Here is a 17,941-nt window from a genome sequence, read left to right as displayed (position 1 = left end):
AAATTGATTTCTTAATTAATTGTTCCAAGGAGCATTACCGGATACAGTAATACCCATACTACGTGCTGTACCAGCTACCATTCTCATAGCAGCCTCTACAGTAAATGCATTTAAATCAGGCATTTTATCTTTAGCGATAGTCTCAACTTGTTCCCAAGTGATAGCCGCAACCTTTTTACGGTTAGGCTCGCCAGATCCACTTTTTAATTTAGCAGCATCTTTTAATTGAACTGCTACCGGTGGAGTCTTGATGATAAAATCAAATGACTTATCCGCGTAAACTGTAATGACAACAGGTAATACTTGACCTGGTTTGTCTTGCGTACGAGCGTTGAACTGTTTACAGAAATCCATGATATTCACACCTTTAGCACCTAAAGCAGGTCCTACTGGAGGTGAAGGATTCGCAGCTCCGCCCTTAACTTGTAATTTTACTAACGCACTGACTTCTTTTGCCATTTTGTTTTGAATTTAATTTTGTTAAATGTCTGTTAGTAAGTTGGAAGCAAATAACGTAACATTCATCGATCGGGACGTAACACCCCAACCGAGGTGCAAAGTTAATAAGAAGATTTGAATCCTGCAAGTATATAACTTTTAATTTTTCAGGAATTTATGTTTTTCTTTGCTAAAGGTTCAATCTATTCCGACATACTTCCATTTGTACTCAATTGCTATCACTGAATAACCTTGTTTCATAACTTTCTTCAAACGCGAACTCCTATCTTCGCTATTTCTAAAGACATCATCTATTCCCGCATTTACGCCGTGCATAAAAGCATCAAAATTGTTTATCAATGCAATCAAAAACCGATCATGCCCAAAACACTGTCAAATATCCAAGAATGATCTGTTACATGTTGAGATATCCAAAGGTCGGTTTAAATGAGTTTAAAATCTCAAACGTAAGTAAAACGATATTTGAATGGTACTGTTCGTCACAAAGTACAGGTCATAGGGAATAGCTGAGATACCATTTAACATTCTTCCAGATGACGTATCGGTTATATTCTACAGCAGTCCAGGATAACATGGAAGAGGAAAAAACAAAAAAGCCTTACATTTTCATGTAAAGCTTTTTTCTATCGTTAATTACTAATCTTACTCTTTTTCTACCTGCATGTAATTTAATTCAAGTGGCGTCTTACGACCGAAGACCTTCACCATCACGATCAATTTCTTCTTATCCTCATGCACCTCTTCAATTTCACCTGTAAAGCCATTAAAAGGACCATCATTGACTTTCACCGTTTCACCAACGTAGTAAGGAACATTGATAGTTTCTCCTTGCTCAGCCATCTCATCAACCTTACCTAAGATACGGTTAACTTCTGCTTGACGCAAAGGAACAGCATTACCAGCTTTATCTCCTAGGAAGCCAATTACACTATTGATGTTCTTAATAACGTGCTCCAACTCACCATCTAATGCAGCTTCTAACAAGACATATCCAGGATAGTAGTTACGTTCTTTAGCGACTTTTTTACCATCGCGCATCAAGTAATATTTTTCCATTGGAATTAACACTTGAGGAACCAAGTGTTCAATACCTAAACGACTAACCTCGGCATCAATATATTGCTTTACTTTCTTTTCTTTTCCACTTACAGCACGAACTACGTACCATTTTAAACCTTGATCTGCCATAAATAAATACTATTGAAAATTAAGAAGCAATACCGTACAAGAACTCCAACCCAACACTCGAAGCCTTATCCATTACAAAGACTACCAATGCAATAAGAAGAGAAGCAACAAGCACAATAACAGCTGAACTTTGCAACTGAGACCATGTAGGCCAAGTCACTTTCTCAGTGATCTCTACATAAGAGTCTTTAAAAAAATCAAGTACTTTTGCCATTTTAGTTTATCTGTTTTTATAAGCACGGGCACCAGGACTCGAACCCAGACCAAAGGTTTTGGAGACCTTCGTTCTACCTTTAAACTATGCCCGTGTATTTCTTATTTTGTGATGCAAATATAGTGTTTTAAACCACTTTCTGCAAATCTTTTTTTCTTTTTTTTTATTCTAATCCGATAAATCGCTTACCGAAAAAATAAGCTAATCAACCTCAATTGATTAGCTTATCTTATATTGTTCTAGATCTAATTACAGACTAGATGATTTCAGTTACCTGACCAGCACCTACTGTACGACCACCCTCACGGATAGCGAAACGTAGACCTTTTTCCATAGCGATAGGAGAGATCAATTTAACAGAGATCGTAACGTTATCACCTGGCATAACCATTTCAGTACCTTCTGGTAAAGAGATTTCTCCAGTTACGTCAGTTGTACGGAAATAGAATTGAGGACGGTATTTGTTGAAGAATGGAGTGTGACGGCCACCTTCAGCTTTTGACAATACGTAAACCTCAGCTTTGAAATGATCGTGAGGAGTTACTGAACCTGGTTTACAGATAACCATACCACGTTTGATATCAGTTTTCTCAATACCACGTAACAACAAACCTACGTTATCACCTGCTTCACCGTAATCTAAGATTTTACGGAACATCTCAACACCTGTTACTGTAGATTTCAAGTTCTCAGCACCCATACCTAAGATCTCAACTGGATCACCAGAGTTGATTACACCTCTTTCGATACGACCTGTAGCAACTGTACCACGACCAGTGATTGAGAATACGTCCTCGATAGGCATCAAGAAAGGTAAATCAGTCAAACGTGGAGGAATTGGAATGTAGTTATCTACAGCATCCATTAATTCCATAATTTTCTCAACCCACTCAGGCTCACCATTCAATGCACCTAAAGCAGATCCTTTGATTACAGGGATATCATCACCTGGGAATTCGTAGAATGACAATAACTCACGAACTTCCATTTCTACTAAGTCTAACAACTCAGGGTCATCAACTAAGTCAGTTTTGTTCATGAATACTACTAACGCAGGAACACCTACTTGGCGAGCCAACAAGATGTGCTCACGAGTTTGAGGCATAGGACCATCAGTCGCAGCAACTACGATGATAGCACCGTCCATTTGAGCAGCACCAGTTACCATGTTCTTAACGTAGTCAGCGTGACCTGGACAGTCAACGTGTGCATAGTGACGGTTAGCTGTAGAATATTCTACGTGTGCAGTATTGATTGTGATACCACGCTCTTTTTCTTCAGGAGCAGAGTCAATTGAATCAAATGAACGAGCTTCTGACAAACCTTTATCAGCCAATACTTTAGTAATAGCAGCTGTAGTTGTAGTTTTACCGTGGTCAACGTGACCGATAGTACCAATGTTTAAGTGTGGTTTACTACGGTCAAATTTCTCTTTTGCCATGTTTATGCGAATTAGTAATTATAAATTATTTCTATTTGTTATATACTCTTGCTTAACTTTTACACAAGTACGAGCCAAAGATGGGATTTGAACCCACGACCTCTTCCTTACCAAGGAAGTGCTCTACCCCTGAGCTACTTCGGCTTACTAAAAAACCTTATTTACGTATTAATGCCCCCACCTTTAGATACATTATTATCAAAGAAGATAGAGACTAAATTTAATACTTGAAAAATTTGAGCGGAAGACGAGGTTCGAACTCGCGACCTATAGCTTGGAAGGCTATCGCTCTACCAACTGAGCTACTTCCGCTTAATAACTAGAAACTAGAGTAAATCTAAACTCCAATTAAAAAAAGTGTGGAGGGAGAAGGATTCGAACCTTCGAAGCCGAAGCAACGGATTTACAGTCCGTCCCATTTGACCGCTCTGGAACCCCTCCAGACCTGTAACTTTCGTTACATTTAGAGCCTCTTATCGGGATCGAACCAATGACCTACTGATTACAAGTCAGTTGCTCTACCAGCTGAGCTAAAGAGGCTTCTAATATTTTTAAAAAAACTTACGTTCTATCAACGCTAATCAGATAGCTTTATCTTTTCAGCGAGTGCAAATATCGAATTTACTTTTGATTTTTGCAAGTTTATTTTTTACTTTTTTTTCATTTAAAGAACTAAGCAAACTTAGTTGTAATGAACCGTTGTTCCCTTGTTTGCTGATGCAAAGATAGACACAAAACTCACTTTACAAAAATATTTATCAAAAAAAAACACCACTTTTTGTCAATTATACTGATATGCAGCACAATAATTTTTAATTGGTTATTTACCTATTTTGGTTATTTGCTTAATGTACTATCTTTGGGCATGCAAATTTTACCGCAATCACTTTCAAAACTTACCCGGTATACAGCGCTGCTTGCGTTATTTATAGTCGGGAAAAACGATTTGAAAGCTCAAAATATTATTCAAAAATTGAGTAAAAAATTCCTCTCGGCTGAAAAGGACTCTACACGTTCAGGCAGCTTTATGGTTCTACCCGCCGTTGGCTACGCACAGGAAACAGGTGTCGAATATGGGTTAGCCAGCTCCTATAATTTCTATTTGGACAAGTCTGATCCCCATATCCGTACTTCTACGATGATGCTTATGGGAACTTTTACCTCCAAACATCAGTCTAATTTTAAATTCCAAACTGATCTTTGGTCAAAAAATAACGACTATCATTTTGTCAGCGAAATTCGATACCGCAACTGGCCATTTAATTATTATGGCATCGGCATGGACACCTGGAAGACGGACGAAGAACGGGTTGATCAAAAGCTATTTCGCGTAAAACTGGAAGCTGAAAAAAAGGTTAGAAATAATCTATATTCGGGGATCAATATACAATACGACAATTTTTCGATCCGTAGTGACAGCACCGACCATGCATTCAATCAATCCAATCTTATTGGAAAAGAGGGTGGCCAGCAATTGCTACTTGGTGTATCTCAGTTATTTGACAACCGGGATAATGTTTCCTATAGCACCCGTGGTTATTATGCCAAATTGCGGCTTGCTTACGCGCCTAAGTTATGGACGAGCACTGACTTCAATGGGGCAAACTTGGATATAGACCTTCGCGGTTTTTTTCCAATACACAAGCAGGTTACGCTTGCCGTTCAGGGAATCTTTCGTTCGACATTCGGCAAAACAATTCCTTTCTATAATTATCGTGAGCTAGGTGGCGACATGATGATGCGTGGATATTACCTGGGCCGTTATCGTGACAAAAATCACCTTGCTTCACAAGCGGAATTGCGTTACCGTTTCCATCCTCGCTTCGGCATTGTTGGTTTCTCGGGAATTGGCTCAACTTTTTCTAAAGAAAATAGCAGTAGATACGTACCTAGTTACGGCGGTGGCGTACGTTACTTCTTTAGCTTGGAGCATAATAGCAGCATTCGATTTGATTATTCTTATGGGGAACAAAGAGCTGGAGAAAAACGACAATCGGGCTTCTACCTTTCCTTAAGTGAGGCTTTCTAAATAACAATGGGAGCAATTCATAATTTTGCTCCCTCAATTTGCTCCCTCAATAGGCCCAAACTGAATACTTAATACCCCAGTCCACCTTAAAATCTAATCAAAAAATTTTCTTTGTGCTGTCCCTTTCTGAAATAAACTAAACCAATTCGGTATAAGTCTACGGTGACAACCACGCGATCATCATCTTTTAACTTGTTCCAATATTTTTCCCGTTCTCCTGACAAATGCGGTTCATTGACAATCAATATATCGTGTTCAGCAACGTAAGTCAGTAATTTCAGGTCAAGGTGTGTCTGATCAATATAATAGATTTTACGGGTGGAATAGCTTCCAGTTCCATCTTTCAATAGCTTTTCATAATCTGCTGTTGGCGCTTCGGCCAGATACGCAAACTGATCATAGGCAAAAGCTTTTAATATACGGCCGACTAACAGATACTTTTTTTGCTCTACCCTGCCTCTTTCCCGAATACCAAGGGGCAAATTTGCAATCGCATCAGCTTCGTTTTGCTGATAAATTACTTCGTCCACCAATTTATAAACAAACGGAGAATGTGTCCCATGCCGGCTATGGGATATGAAATAATGGCGCCAGTACTTCAGGTGGTAGTTCATTTTGCTGCAAACATCGAAAAATTTAGCCTGATATACAATTAAATTCTTGTTCCGTCATGGAATAATTAATCATCTTCAGCTGGTAAAAAAGTATATACAACACCGCTTTCAGCGATTATTTCACATGGAACATTTAATTTCAACGTAAATGTACAAGCGCTGCAACTTTTACTTTGAGCACAAAAGGAAGAGGATTAAGATATGTTGTACCTTGCATTTTAACTTAAAACTGGAGTACAAAAGCGCTGCCTTCTCCCTCCACACTATTGAGAAAAATGGTTCCCTTATGCAACAACATAATCTGTTTGCTCAGCGTCAGGCCAACCCCGGTACCTGTTTTCTTTGTGGTAAAAAATGGTGTGAAGATCTGTTCCTGAAGATCAACCGGGATTCCCGCCCCGTTATCTTCAATGCGAACCTGCACCTTCCCATCTATTTCCAATGCAGACAAACTAATGTATGCATCTTCCCTAGTCTTTACCGCATCTATGGCATTCAACATCAAATTGATAATAACTTGTTCAATCAGATTGACATCAGCATAAAGTATCAAACGCGTATTCTTTAAGATAATATCGACATCGATATTTTTTTGAATCAATGTCGGCTCAAGCAGCTGATAGATATGTTCAAATAGCTGGGAAATCTGAATAGGTGCCACCTGTGGCTGATCCACTTTGTTAATCATGCGGTAGCTTTTTGCAAAATGCAAGAGTCCTTCGCTCCGACGTTTAATGGTCGATATACCTGTCTTCAGATCATCAATATCCTCATATCCTCTAAAATGATCCAATCGTCCATTGAGTGTTTCGGCTAGCGAGCTGATCGGGGCAATAGAGTTCATGATCTCGTGCGTAAGTACACGTAATAATTTATGCCAGGCTTTTGTCTCAGTCTCGTCGATGGCTTCATTGATATTTTGATAAACGACAATACGAAATACGGCATCCTGGGTCTCAAAACTAGAACTTTGGATCAACAACTTGATCTTCCCTTTGCTCGATTGAACAGGTTCCATTTGCTGTTGGCCATTGTCCAATAGCATTGTTTTTTCATAAAGGTCAGGATTTTTCTTTTTTAGTCCTGCGATATTCCCCAAATGGGGCAAATGGAAAAGCTGCTTGAAAGCATCGTTCACCCACATCACTTTTCCAGTATCCATTTCATAGAAGATAATCGCTGAATTCAACATATTGATCACACGGTCAAGATACTGATGTTGAATTTCTTGTTTAATGCTAATCTCCTTATAAGTTTCGTTAATTTGATTAAAAGCAGTAAATAATTGCCCTTCAGTTGATTTATGATTTTTCACCAAAAAACGCCTCGTAAAGTCCCTATATTTGACAGCCTCTGCAAATTCGACAAGCTGGCGTTCTAAGAAATTATATTGACCATACAGATTGAAACCTAGATAAAACATCATGCAAAAGACCAATGCGGCCTGCACATACTCATGTTTCATCAGCAGATAGGCACCGGCAACCGAAGCCGCCAAAAGCAAAATAACCTTAATTGCATTTAAAATCTTTCCATGTCTCATAGACTAGATATCGTATTTCTCTAAACGCCTGTAGAGAGCAGCACGTGTAAGGCCCAATTCCTTTGCAGCTTTACTGATATTGCCGTTATAACGTTCGATGGCTGATTTGATAGCCTTCCGTTCCAATTCTTCCAGATTTTGACTGTTGGATACAGATTCAACAACAACCCTTTCCGCTTGTTGTTCAATAGGTGAGAAAAAGAGGTCATTTCCTGCAATGCTTACCTGATCAGCCATGATTACAGCCCGTTCGATACTGTATTGCAGCTCACGGACATTACCCGGAAAATGGTATGCAAAAAGTTTTTTGATAGCATCCGGTTCAAATCCCTCGATCCGCTTATTATATTTCTTGGCATAGATATCCAGAAAATGTACAGCCAATAGTTTAATATCCTCTCCCCTCTCACGTAATGGTGGCACCTGAATCTCCACGGTATTAATCCGATAAATCAAATCCTTTCGAAAGCGGCTTTCATCCGACAGATGTTTCAGCGATACATTTGTTGCGGAGATCAAACGAATATCCACAGGGATCGGTTGGTAGGAGCCCAGAGGTGTAACCTGTCGGTTTTGCAGCACAGTCAATAGTTTGGCTTGTTGTTGCAAGGAGATATTCCCAATTTCATCCAGGAACAATGTTCCACCATTTGCTGCTTCGAAACGTCCTTGACGATCTTCGCGTGCATCCGTGAATGCCCCTTTTTTATAGCCAAAAAGCTCGCTTTCAAATAACGTTTCTGTCAGCGCCCCCACATCAACCTTCACATACACTTGATCTGAGCGTAATGACCGTCGTTGGATAGCCTGTGCAATCAGATCTTTACCTGTTCCATTTTCCCCCAGTATCAGAATATTTGCATCAGTCGGTGCTATTTTTTCAAGTTTATATTGCAGTTCATCCATGACCACTGAATTACCGATGAGATCCGGACTAGTACTTGAGCGTAACAGCGAACTTTTATTCTTCCGCTCCCTATTCTTTGACTCCGCAAGTGTGCTTTCAATCGTTGCCAACAACTGCTCATTTTCCCAAGGTTTAACCACAAAGTCAGCAGCGCCTTGTTTCAGTGACTTTACTGCTAGATCGACGGCGCCATAGGCCGTGATCATAATTACATGAACCTGCGGAAACTTTTCTTTGATCCGTGATAACCAATATAAGCCTTCATTTCCTGTATTGATCGTGCTTTTGAAATTCATATCCAGAAGCACAAGGTCATAAGGCATTTTCTCCAAATGCCCAATCAGGTTTTCTGGATTAGATTCGACTTGAACATGGCTAACTTTAGGTTTCAGCAAAATCCTTGCTGCAGTAAGTAAATCTTGGTCATCGTCGACAACTAAAATAGATGCTTTTTTCATATTCCCTGGCTTCTTTCAGACACTAAGATAACTATAAATTTAACGAGCCTGCGTAATAATCATTGATATATTTTTGTAGCAACCATTCATATTGCTTGACAACCAATTGGATCTGACTGTTATCGTATTTATTCTTCGCTGTTAAAAATATGACCGAATTACTATTCCCCAGCTCGAATACAACCTTGGCGATGCGAAACGATTCGGCGTAATTTGTGTTTTGCTCATGCAATTGCACTATCGTATTGCTCGCATTCCTCAGGTTAAAAACGGCGTTTGAAGTCTCGGCTCTTAAATTATTTAGGGCTATCTCCCGTTGGAATTTAGTTGCTTCTAAATCCAGTTTAGCTAATTTAACATCATTCCTAACCTTAAACCTATTAAATACAGGGATTGAAAGATTTAGCGAAACGTATTTCCCAACATTATTTTTCATCTGATACCAATAATCCCCGTCCATTCCATTTTTGGAATAATTCGAATTCAACCCACCGTTTAACGATAAAGAAGGCCAATAGGATGATTGTGCTATTTTGATATTCTTTTCGGCTGCTTTAATTTTCCAATCTAGCGCCGGAATATCCGGCAGGTTTTCCGTAGCCAATTTATAAAGTGTTGCGGCATCTAATTTCTGCGCGTCAGTTGTCAACTCCAATGCTTGTAAATCGCCCAACTGCGCTTCGTCAATATTTAAAAAACCAGCCATTTTCACACGATTCATATTAAGAATCTGCTTATTATTTTCGATCGAATTGATATCATTGGCAAGTTGTCCCTTCAGATCATAATAATCCCCAGGATTAATCGCGCCTTCTTTTTGCATTGCTTCGGCACGACGCACCTGCTCACGGGTCACTTCGGTCTGCAATTCAGATTGCTTCAAAACATCTTGTGCTGTCAATACCTGGATGTAAGCCGTAATGACATCAAGTTTCAATGCATTAACCTGAGAATCAAACTCTAGTTTTCCGGCCGTCTTCGCATCAGCGCGCATTCGGATATCATTTAATATCCGAAATCCATTAAATACCGGCACGCTAGCATCTAATGAGAAATTCCCAGAAGAGTTATTTCTGGTAATGTACTGGTTTGTGGAGTTATCGACTGAACGCCCCGAGGTAAGGCTATGACCTAGTTGTCCATTTAAATTGGGCAATCGATTCGCCTTTGCTTGTGAAAGATTCACTTCAGCGCGTTTTACATTGAGTTCATTCTGCAACAAAGTAGGATTAGCTTTTACAGCTAATTGTATACATTCAGCTAAAGTTCGCTTAGTCATTTGTTTATCGTCGCCCCCTACAACCGTTGCTATCCCCGTCTCCCTTTCCGATAGTCCCTGCTCAACCTGTTGCGCTTCTGCGCTGGCATAACTCAATAAAAAGCATAACGTAGTATATATATAGACTCTCTTCATATCCATTTTTTATTTTCTTGCTGACCATTGCCATGCCAAACAAATAAAACATTAAATATCAAATTGATACAAAAAATAAGTTTAAAAAAATGTTCATTAATGGACAGTCGGTGTGCGTAGTTGGACAATTGAAATTCAATGATACTCGCAAAAACTGATACATCCTAATACCAATTTATACCTAATAACAATTTTCATTCATTTTTTAGACAGTAATCAGTCACTAGTTGTTCAGTTTGCACTGAGTGATCACTGAACAAGTACTGAACCAACACTGAATAATTACTGTCTAAATGCTGAATTTGATCACTACTTGATCCTAACTTACTGTAATTAAAAATTACTATCCCCAAGACTTGCGTTATGATCCTATAATACTTGATGTTATAGATATCCACCCGAGTAATCATCTTAAAGATCGATAGTATACTACGAATAAGATCAGGGAAATACCGAATAAGCTCCGTTTAAATATAGAAATTAGTCTTAATTATATCCCCCTATCCTATTTAAAGAAGTTGTAAAAAACTGTAGGCTGTACGTCTCCGTACAAGAAGTGTCCGCTATCGAACACCGAATGTAAAGGAAAACAATATAAACAACTAAAAATCAGATTTTTAAATTATTGGCACAGCTTTCATAGTTACATACCAAATTGATATTAAATTATGGACAGACCTTTAGAAAAGAAGAAGTGGAATAGCAAACGTATCATGACCATTGTAGGGGTTGCTGGCATTGTTGGATTAATCGGTGCAAGCTTTTATTTTACCTCAGGCAAAAGCAAACTCAATGTAGAGGCTGACCGCATCTCCATAGTCGAAATAAAAAATGGAAACTTTCAAGAATTTATCCCGATAAATGGTACAGTTCTTCCAATCAGCAGCATCTATTTAGACGCTTCTGTGGGTGGTCGCGTAGAAGAAAAATTTGTTGAGGATGGTACTGTCTTAAAAAAAGGAGATCCTATTATGCGCCTATCCAATACAGATCAAGAGCTCACACTGGTTCAACAGGAGACTCAGGTATTGAACCTATTGACACAGTCGCAGATCGCCCAGACGAATGCGCAACAGGCATCTATCAACAATCGTAATCAGATGGCTGATGTAGAACAGGCCTATCGAGAAGCTGAACGTGTCTATAACCTGAATAAAAAATTACTTGCAGAAAAAGCGATAGGTACACAAGAATTCGAGAAATCGAAGAACGAATATAATTATCAAAAGGAACGTGTCCACTTGACCAAACAGATCTTAAAACAAGACGAGATCTCCAATGCGCAAAAGACCAATCAAGACAAGCAGACTTACCAGCGTACACAGAGTGCATTGGAGTTAATGAAAAGGAAAATTGGTGACCTGATTGTGCGGGCACCTGTCGATGGCCAGTTAACAGCTTTTGATGCCGAAATCGGTCAAAATAAAAATGCAGGCGAGCGTTTAGGTCAAATCGACGTTTTGACAGGTTTTAAAGTTCGTGCCGATATAGATGAGCATTACATTAACCGTATTTTTCCTGATTTGCAAGGAGAATTTTCTATCGGTGATAAAACCTATAAACTTCGCATCAAGAAGGTATACACGCAGGTCACCAATGGCCGATTCCAGGTTGATATGGAATTTATCAATGACGTTCCCAAAGGGATCCGCCGCGGTCAGACCTTGCAGATACGCTTAGCATTAAGCGACGAAACAAAGGCCTTATTATTGGCAAAAGGAGGATTTTATCAACAGACTGGTGGTAACTGGATCTTCAAATTGGATAAAAATGGAAGCACAGCATATCGTGTGGATATCCAGCTAGGAAGGCAAAACCCCGAATATTATGAGGTTATCAAAGGTCTACAACCTGGCGATAAAGTTATCGTATCAAGTTATGAGACCTATGATAAGGTACAGGAGCTAAATATTAAAAAATAAAATCGCATAGCGGTTATTGAAAAGATGAAATAGAAGAGACATCCAATCCTTTCAATAGCCGCTATTATAAGAGCATAAGAACGATGATTAAAAACTTTATTAAAACCGCGCTTCGCAATCTTTGGAAAACCAAAGGTTACAGCTTTCTCAATATTTTTGGCCTGGCGGTAGGGATTGCTGCGGCATCGTTGATTTTTTTATGGGTTGAAAATCAATTGAGCTACAACGATAATTTCGCCAACAAAAAGGACATCTACGTTGTCAAATCAAAACAGACATATGATGGTGCCACTTATGTATTTGAATCTACCCCAGGACCATTTGCCCAAAGCATAGAAAAAGAAATTCCCGGTATCAAGCATGCCGTGCGCATCAGCTGGAATTCGCCAATGCTGTTTTCTGTCGGCGACAATAATATATTTCAAACTGGGGTTTATGCTGATGGCGGCATTGCTGATGTACTATCTTTGGAATTTCTGGAAGGTGACAGAAAAACAGCCTTCGATCAAGTCAATAATATCGTATTATCAGAAACAGCAGCAAAAAAATTATTTGGTAATCGCCCTGCATTGGGAAAAACTGTCAAAACAAACAATAGCGAGCCATTTATTGTAGCAGCAGTAATTAAAGATTTACCCAAAAATAGCAGTTATGATTTTCAATGGCTCATCCCTTTTAAAAAGTTCGAAGCTGGACAAGAGTGGCTGAAAAACTGGGGAAACAACGGCCTACAAACACTCGTTCAAATCGAGGAAAATGCCAACGTTGAACAAATCAACAGGTTGATGCTGGATTTCGTCAAAAACAAAACCAAGGGTGAAGTCACTTTCTCGCAAAATTACCTTTATCCAATGGAACGTTGGATTACCTACAATCAGTTTGATAACAGTGGTATCGAAAAAGAAGGTGGTATCAAGAATATTCGGCTATTTACCTTTATCGCTTGGGTGGTCTTGCTGATTGCCTGCATTAATTTCATGAATCTTGCAACCGCAAGGTCCGAAAAAAGAGCAAAAGAAGTCGGTATGCGCAAAGTGGTTGGTGCAAGCCGCAAATCACTCATTACGCAATTCTTGGGAGAATCCCTTGTATTGGCTATTATTTCCTCTCTCGTGGCCACATTGCTGATATACATCTTTATCCGTCCTTTTAACACCATGATCGGCCAAGAACTTCAAGTGAACATTTTGGCTCCTTCACACCTCTTATTTCTGGCAACAATAACATTGGCATGTGGACTATTTGCAGGTAGTTATCCAGCATTTTTCCTTTCTGCATTCAAGCCGCTTTCAACGATCAAAGGGGCTAAACAGAAGGCAGGTAGCGGAAGTCTAATACGCAAAGGTCTAGTAATCTTGCAATATACAGCATCAGTTGTATTGATTATCTGTACCATTATTATCTATCAACAGATTCAGCACAACAAAAATAGGGATCTCGGATTTGATAAGAGTCAAGTATTGACGACAGCGCTTCAAGGCGATATGGCTACACATCTACCGCTGATTAAAAATCAATTATTGGCAACGGGAGTCGTTCAAGAAGTCGGTGTCAGTGATATGAGTATCCTTAATATCAACTCCAATACATCCGGCTTTAGCTGGGATGGAAAAGATCCAAATGCGAGTATTTTAATTGGCATGTTGCGCGCCGATGAGGGCCTTATCCCAGCTTTGGATTTAAAGCTATTTGACGGTAGAAACTTTCATAAAAATTTTATGGGCGATAGTACGTCAGTTGTCATCAACGAAGCATTTGCAAAGCTTATCCGAAAAGATGGCCTTGTTGCCGGTGACATCATCAGTTACGGTGAAGAAAAACTCACCATTGCAGGCGTCGTCAAGAACTTTGTTTATAACAATGTATATGCCGATCCTGAGCCGATGCTATTTCTACCGATGAATAAAGATAATGGTATCATGACCATCAAGACAAAGGCTGGAATCGACTTACCAAATGCCATTCAACAAATCGAAAAGATTATTGTCAAAAATAATCCCGGCTTCCCCTTCGACTATAAATTTTTGGATGATAGCTTCAACAATAAATTTAAAGATGAACTTTTTGTACAGCAGTTATCCAGTGTATTTGCCTTAATGTCCATCATTATTTCCTGTTTGGGATTATTTGGTCTAGCTGCATATGCAACCGAACAACGTGCCAAGGAAATCAGTATTCGCAAAGTATTGGGTGCCTCTGTCTCAGGTCTTATCCAGATGCTCAATCGTGAGTTTGTCATTCTTGTGGCAATATCCTGCATTATTGCCTTTCCGATCGCTTGGATAATCATGAGTAAATGGTTAACCAACTATGCACATCATATCCAGATTTCATGGACTATCTTTGTCATAAGTGGTCTGACGGCGACTATCATAGCTTTATTGACAATAAGTTCACAGGCCTTTAAAGCAGCAGTAGCCAATCCGACCAAAACACTTAGAGACGAATAAACAGACAAATAAACAATTTAAAAGAATATATTAAACAGCATATTAACAGCCTAAAGCGATTGCCAAGGCCCAAAACATACAACCATGAGCGCAAAAAATATGATTAAAATAACCAATCTTCAAAAGTATTACCGCACAGAGGAAGTCGAAACTGTCGCACTAAACAATTTGAATATTCACGTGAAAGAGGGTGAATTCGTCGCCGTAATGGGCCCTTCGGGTTGTGGCAAATCAACCTTACTGAATATTATCGGTTTATTGGATGATTTGGACGAGGGAAGCTACCTATTTAACGAAATCGAGGTGGCCAAATTTAAAGAACGCGGTCGCTCGGATCTTCGTAAGCATAATATTGGTTTTGTATTCCAGAGTTTCAATCTAATTGATGAGCTGACGGTATTTGAAAACGTGGAACTTCCTCTTGTCTATACCAATGTCCCTGCGGCTGAACGCAAAAAACGTGTCGAAGAAGTTCTGGAAAAAGTACAAATCATGCACCGTCGCAACCACTTTCCACAGCAGCTGTCAGGTGGTCAACAACAACGTGTAGCTGTCGCCCGTGCTGTCGTCAATAATCCGAAATTAATTCTTGCCGATGAGCCTACCGGTAACCTGGATTCCAACAACGGTAATGAGGTCATGCAGCTCCTGACCGAATTGAATGAGGCTGGCACAACCATCGTGATGGTAACCCACAGTGAACACGACGCTAAATTCTCCGATCGTGTGATCCGCATGCTGGATGGACAGGTGATCATGGAAACAACATCATTAGGATCCTAGCAAAGATACGTTGTAAGGATAAGAAATGTTTTAATCTAAAGTCCATGTAAATTATAGGAAAAAGGGCTATTGAATAAACGAGTTTAAAGTATAAAACGATGAAAGGTTTAAAAATAATTTTAAGACAATGGGGACGTAACCGTCTGTTTACCTTCCTCAATATCATCGGTCTGGCGATCGGGATCAGCGCAAGCTGGATTGTATTTCGGATTGTCAACTACGAATTCAGTTTCGACCGGAATCATCCCGGCAAGGAACGGATTTATAAACTTTACTCGTCCTTTAAGGAAGGTGAAAATATCCATCGTTTTGATGGTACCCCCTACCCCCTAGGTACTTATCTCGGTGCTAACTTAAAGAAAGATCTGACCGGATTGGAATTGGTTGCACCTATCGCTAATCGATCATTTGAAAGCATCAAGGTTAGGCGTTCCGATAACGAAACCTTGGAGTTCAATGAGCAGGACAAAATTGTAGCAGCCACTACGGACTATTTTAAACTTGTTCCCTACAAATGGATTGTTGGTAATCCGAATACCGCACTCAAAAACAACAATGAGATCATCCTGACGGTCTCACGTGCAAAGCAATATTTCCCAGATGCAGATTTAAAATCTCTTCTCGGCAGGACAATGCAATACGATGATCAGCTCCTTACTGTGACCGGAGTTGTCGTCGACTTAGACTATCCGAGCAGTTTTGTCAACAAGGAATTTATCCGTGTAAACCCGAATCCTCAGGAAGCAGACAACTGGGAGAATTCAAGTTCTAATTTCCATGTTTATGTTAAATTAACTGAAAACGGAAGTCCCGCGCAAGTCACTAGCGCTGCAACCAAAAAGTTCAGTGAGATGGTGGGCGACAAATTTAAACAGCACAATATAACGGCTGGTTACGAATTAGCTCCGCTTACTGGACTACATTTCAATAAATTTATTTTAAACAGCAGCGACAAGCAGGTCATGTTTGGACTTATTGGCATTGCGGCATTTTTGCTCATACTGGCTAGCATTAATTACATCAACTTGACTACGGCCCGTGTTCCCGCCCGGGCCAGGGAAATCGGCATTCGAAAAACATTAGGAGAGCAACCACGACACCTGACGCTGTCATTTATTAAAGAAACCTTTTTTACCTGTCTAGTTGGGCTATTATCCTCCTGGCCATTGGTCAAAATATTTGAACTTACATTTAGTACATATCTTCCGGACAATATAAACTCCTATTCAGATAGTCTACCTGTCTTTATCTTTCTATTGGGACTTATTACACTATTGACTTTAATTTCCAGTCTATATCCAACTTATCTTATCAACAAAGTACACATCGTTGAGGCCATCAAAATACATGCGACCGATAAAATTTCCTTTAGTGGTATTTCACTCCGAAAGATTCTCATCGTCTTTCAATTTGTGATCGCCCAGGCTTTTGTTGTACTGACTGTGATCATGGGTTTACAGTTACAACATGCTTTAAACAGTGATGTTGGCTTTCAGGATGGTGCTGTTGTTACCCTCAAACTGCCCTATAAAAAAGCAGAAGATTCAGGCAAAAGTCCGTTTCTGTTGAAAGAACTTCTCCAAAAATATCCTGAAATCGAGCAGGTTTCTTTAGGTCATCTCCCGATGAATAATGATCAATGGGGAAATAATATCATGATGCAGAGCGATACAGGCCAGATCTTGGTCAATATGCCCTTTAAATATATCGAAGAGAATTATTTAGATGTATTTAGGATGAAATTACTGGCCGGACGGGCCCTCAAACTTTCGGATACAACCTCAGGAATACTGATCAATCAAAAGGCCATTAGCAAGTTTGGATTTAAATCGCCAGCTGAAGCTGTCGGAACAATTGTTACCGTAAACGATCGTCCAACGACAATTGTTGGCATATTGGCCGATTTCCACAACTTTAATCTTCATGCTCCATTAGAGCCCCTTGCTATGCAAGTCTCAACCAACAAGGGCACACTACAGAATATTAATATCAAATTAAATGGAGATCCTAAAAAATGGCATCAGGCAATCGCATCCATAAAAAATGAATGGGAAAACGTATATCCAAATGCACCATTTACCTATCAATTTTATGACGAACGGATCAAGGAACTCTATGAGAAAGATTATCGTTTTTATAAAATAATCAATTTGTCAACGTCAATTACCATTTTATTAAGCTGCTTGGGATTGATCGGATTAGTGACATTAACTACACACCAGCGGACAAAAGAAATCGGTATCCGAAAAATTTTGGGAAGCACGGTTAGTGGAATTGTGCTACTGCTCTCAAAAGATTATATCAAACTAATTGTTATCTCGATCCTAATCGCCACACCGATTGCCTGGCTAGCGATTGATAAATGGCTAACAGACTTTGCATTTAAAATAGAACTCAGCTGGTGGATGTTTATCATTCCAGCAATAGTAACTATTGGCGTAGCATTTTTAGCTATGAGTTATCAATCCGTCAATGCTGCCCGCGCAAATCCAGTAGATAGTTTAAGGGATGAATAAAAC

Annotated in this window: 13 protein-coding genes and 5 tRNA genes; 5 read left to right on the top strand and 13 right to left on the bottom strand. The window is 39.5% G+C overall.

The window, feature by feature from the left end; translation table 11 throughout:
• Positions 1-15: 15 nt before the first annotated feature.
• The 9 genes from rplK to HPC41_RS05810 all read right to left on the bottom strand — a co-directional run bounded on the left by rplK (position 16) and on the right by HPC41_RS05810 (position 3,842).
• Positions 16-459: a 50S ribosomal protein L11 gene (rplK, locus tag HPC41_RS05850; protein WP_028072660.1), complete on the bottom strand. Its 444-nt coding sequence runs from the start codon at positions 457-459 to the stop codon at positions 16-18.
• A gap of 642 nt (positions 460-1,101) precedes the next feature.
• Positions 1,102-1,647 carry a transcription termination/antitermination protein NusG gene (gene nusG / locus HPC41_RS05845; RefSeq protein ID WP_104384853.1) on the bottom strand — a complete coding sequence of 182 codons (546 nt, stop codon included), beginning with the start codon at positions 1,645-1,647 and terminating at the stop codon, positions 1,102-1,104.
• Between the two features lie 19 nt (positions 1,648-1,666).
• Positions 1,667-1,861 carry a preprotein translocase subunit SecE gene (secE, locus tag HPC41_RS05840; RefSeq protein ID WP_028072657.1) on the bottom strand — a complete coding sequence of 65 codons (195 nt, stop codon included), beginning with the start codon at positions 1,859-1,861 and terminating at the stop codon, positions 1,667-1,669.
• 23 nt (positions 1,862-1,884) lie between these two features.
• A tRNA-Trp gene (locus HPC41_RS05835) sits at positions 1,885-1,955 on the bottom strand.
• A gap of 162 nt (positions 1,956-2,117) precedes the next feature.
• Entirely contained in the window at positions 2,118-3,302 is a 1,185-nt protein-coding gene (gene tuf, locus HPC41_RS05830) for an elongation factor Tu (protein WP_077437774.1), read from the bottom strand.
• Between the two features lie 72 nt (positions 3,303-3,374).
• Positions 3,375-3,446: transfer RNA gene (locus HPC41_RS05825), tRNA-Thr, on the bottom strand.
• A gap of 95 nt (positions 3,447-3,541) precedes the next feature.
• Positions 3,542-3,614, bottom strand: a tRNA-Gly gene (locus HPC41_RS05820).
• A gap of 48 nt (positions 3,615-3,662) precedes the next feature.
• Positions 3,663-3,743, bottom strand: a tRNA-Tyr gene (locus tag HPC41_RS05815).
• A 26-nt stretch (positions 3,744-3,769) separates the two neighbouring features.
• Positions 3,770-3,842 (bottom strand) — tRNA-Thr (locus tag HPC41_RS05810).
• Between the two features lie 433 nt (positions 3,843-4,275).
• On the opposite strand from HPC41_RS05810, the gene HPC41_RS05805 reads away from it, so the two are divergent.
• Complete coding sequence (locus tag HPC41_RS05805) at positions 4,276-5,331, top strand: BamA/TamA family outer membrane protein (protein ID WP_172393106.1); 1,056 nt, start codon at positions 4,276-4,278, stop codon at positions 5,329-5,331.
• Positions 5,332-5,417: 86 nt separating this feature from the next.
• Here HPC41_RS05805 and HPC41_RS25035 read toward each other — a convergent pair whose 3' ends face one another.
• The 4 genes from HPC41_RS25035 to HPC41_RS05785 form a co-directional block, all read right to left on the bottom strand.
• Positions 5,418-5,945, bottom strand: a complete 528-nt coding sequence (locus HPC41_RS25035) for a hypothetical protein (protein ID WP_216660674.1) — start codon at positions 5,943-5,945, stop codon at positions 5,418-5,420.
• 223 nt (positions 5,946-6,168) lie between these two features.
• Positions 6,169-7,488, bottom strand: a complete 1,320-nt coding sequence (locus HPC41_RS05795) for a sensor histidine kinase (protein ID WP_172393105.1) — start codon at positions 7,486-7,488, stop codon at positions 6,169-6,171.
• A 3-nt stretch (positions 7,489-7,491) separates the two neighbouring features.
• A complete protein-coding gene (locus HPC41_RS05790) occupies positions 7,492-8,853 on the bottom strand; it encodes a sigma-54-dependent transcriptional regulator (protein ID WP_172393104.1) in 1,362 nt (453 codons plus the stop codon).
• Between the two features lie 31 nt (positions 8,854-8,884).
• The gene (locus HPC41_RS05785) at positions 8,885-10,267 is read right to left on the bottom strand and encodes a TolC family protein (protein WP_172393103.1); all 1,383 of its coding nucleotides are present in this window, start codon (positions 10,265-10,267) and stop codon (positions 8,885-8,887) included.
• Between the two features lie 668 nt (positions 10,268-10,935).
• Here HPC41_RS05785 and HPC41_RS05780 point away from each other — a divergent pair.
• From HPC41_RS05780 to HPC41_RS05765, 4 genes are all read left to right on the top strand, one after another.
• Entirely contained in the window at positions 10,936-12,189 is a 1,254-nt protein-coding gene (locus tag HPC41_RS05780) for an efflux RND transporter periplasmic adaptor subunit (RefSeq protein ID WP_172393102.1), read from the top strand.
• Between the two features lie 83 nt (positions 12,190-12,272).
• Positions 12,273-14,639 carry an ABC transporter permease gene (locus HPC41_RS05775; protein WP_172393101.1) on the top strand — a complete coding sequence of 789 codons (2,367 nt, stop codon included), beginning with the start codon at positions 12,273-12,275 and terminating at the stop codon, positions 14,637-14,639.
• A 99-nt stretch (positions 14,640-14,738) separates the two neighbouring features.
• Entirely contained in the window at positions 14,739-15,422 is a 684-nt protein-coding gene (locus HPC41_RS05770) for an ABC transporter ATP-binding protein (RefSeq protein WP_104385115.1), read from the top strand.
• 98 nt (positions 15,423-15,520) lie between these two features.
• Positions 15,521-17,938: an ABC transporter permease gene (locus HPC41_RS05765; protein WP_172393100.1), complete on the top strand. Its 2,418-nt coding sequence runs from the start codon at positions 15,521-15,523 to the stop codon at positions 17,936-17,938.
• Positions 17,939-17,941 lie beyond the last annotated feature (3 nt).

The organism is Sphingobacterium prati (genome assembly GCF_013167215.1).
Taxonomy (GTDB): Bacteria; Bacteroidota; Bacteroidia; order Sphingobacteriales; family Sphingobacteriaceae; genus Sphingobacterium; species Sphingobacterium prati.
Note: the sequence above shows the minus strand (reverse complement) of the source record. Positions and strands in the feature narration are given on the sequence as shown.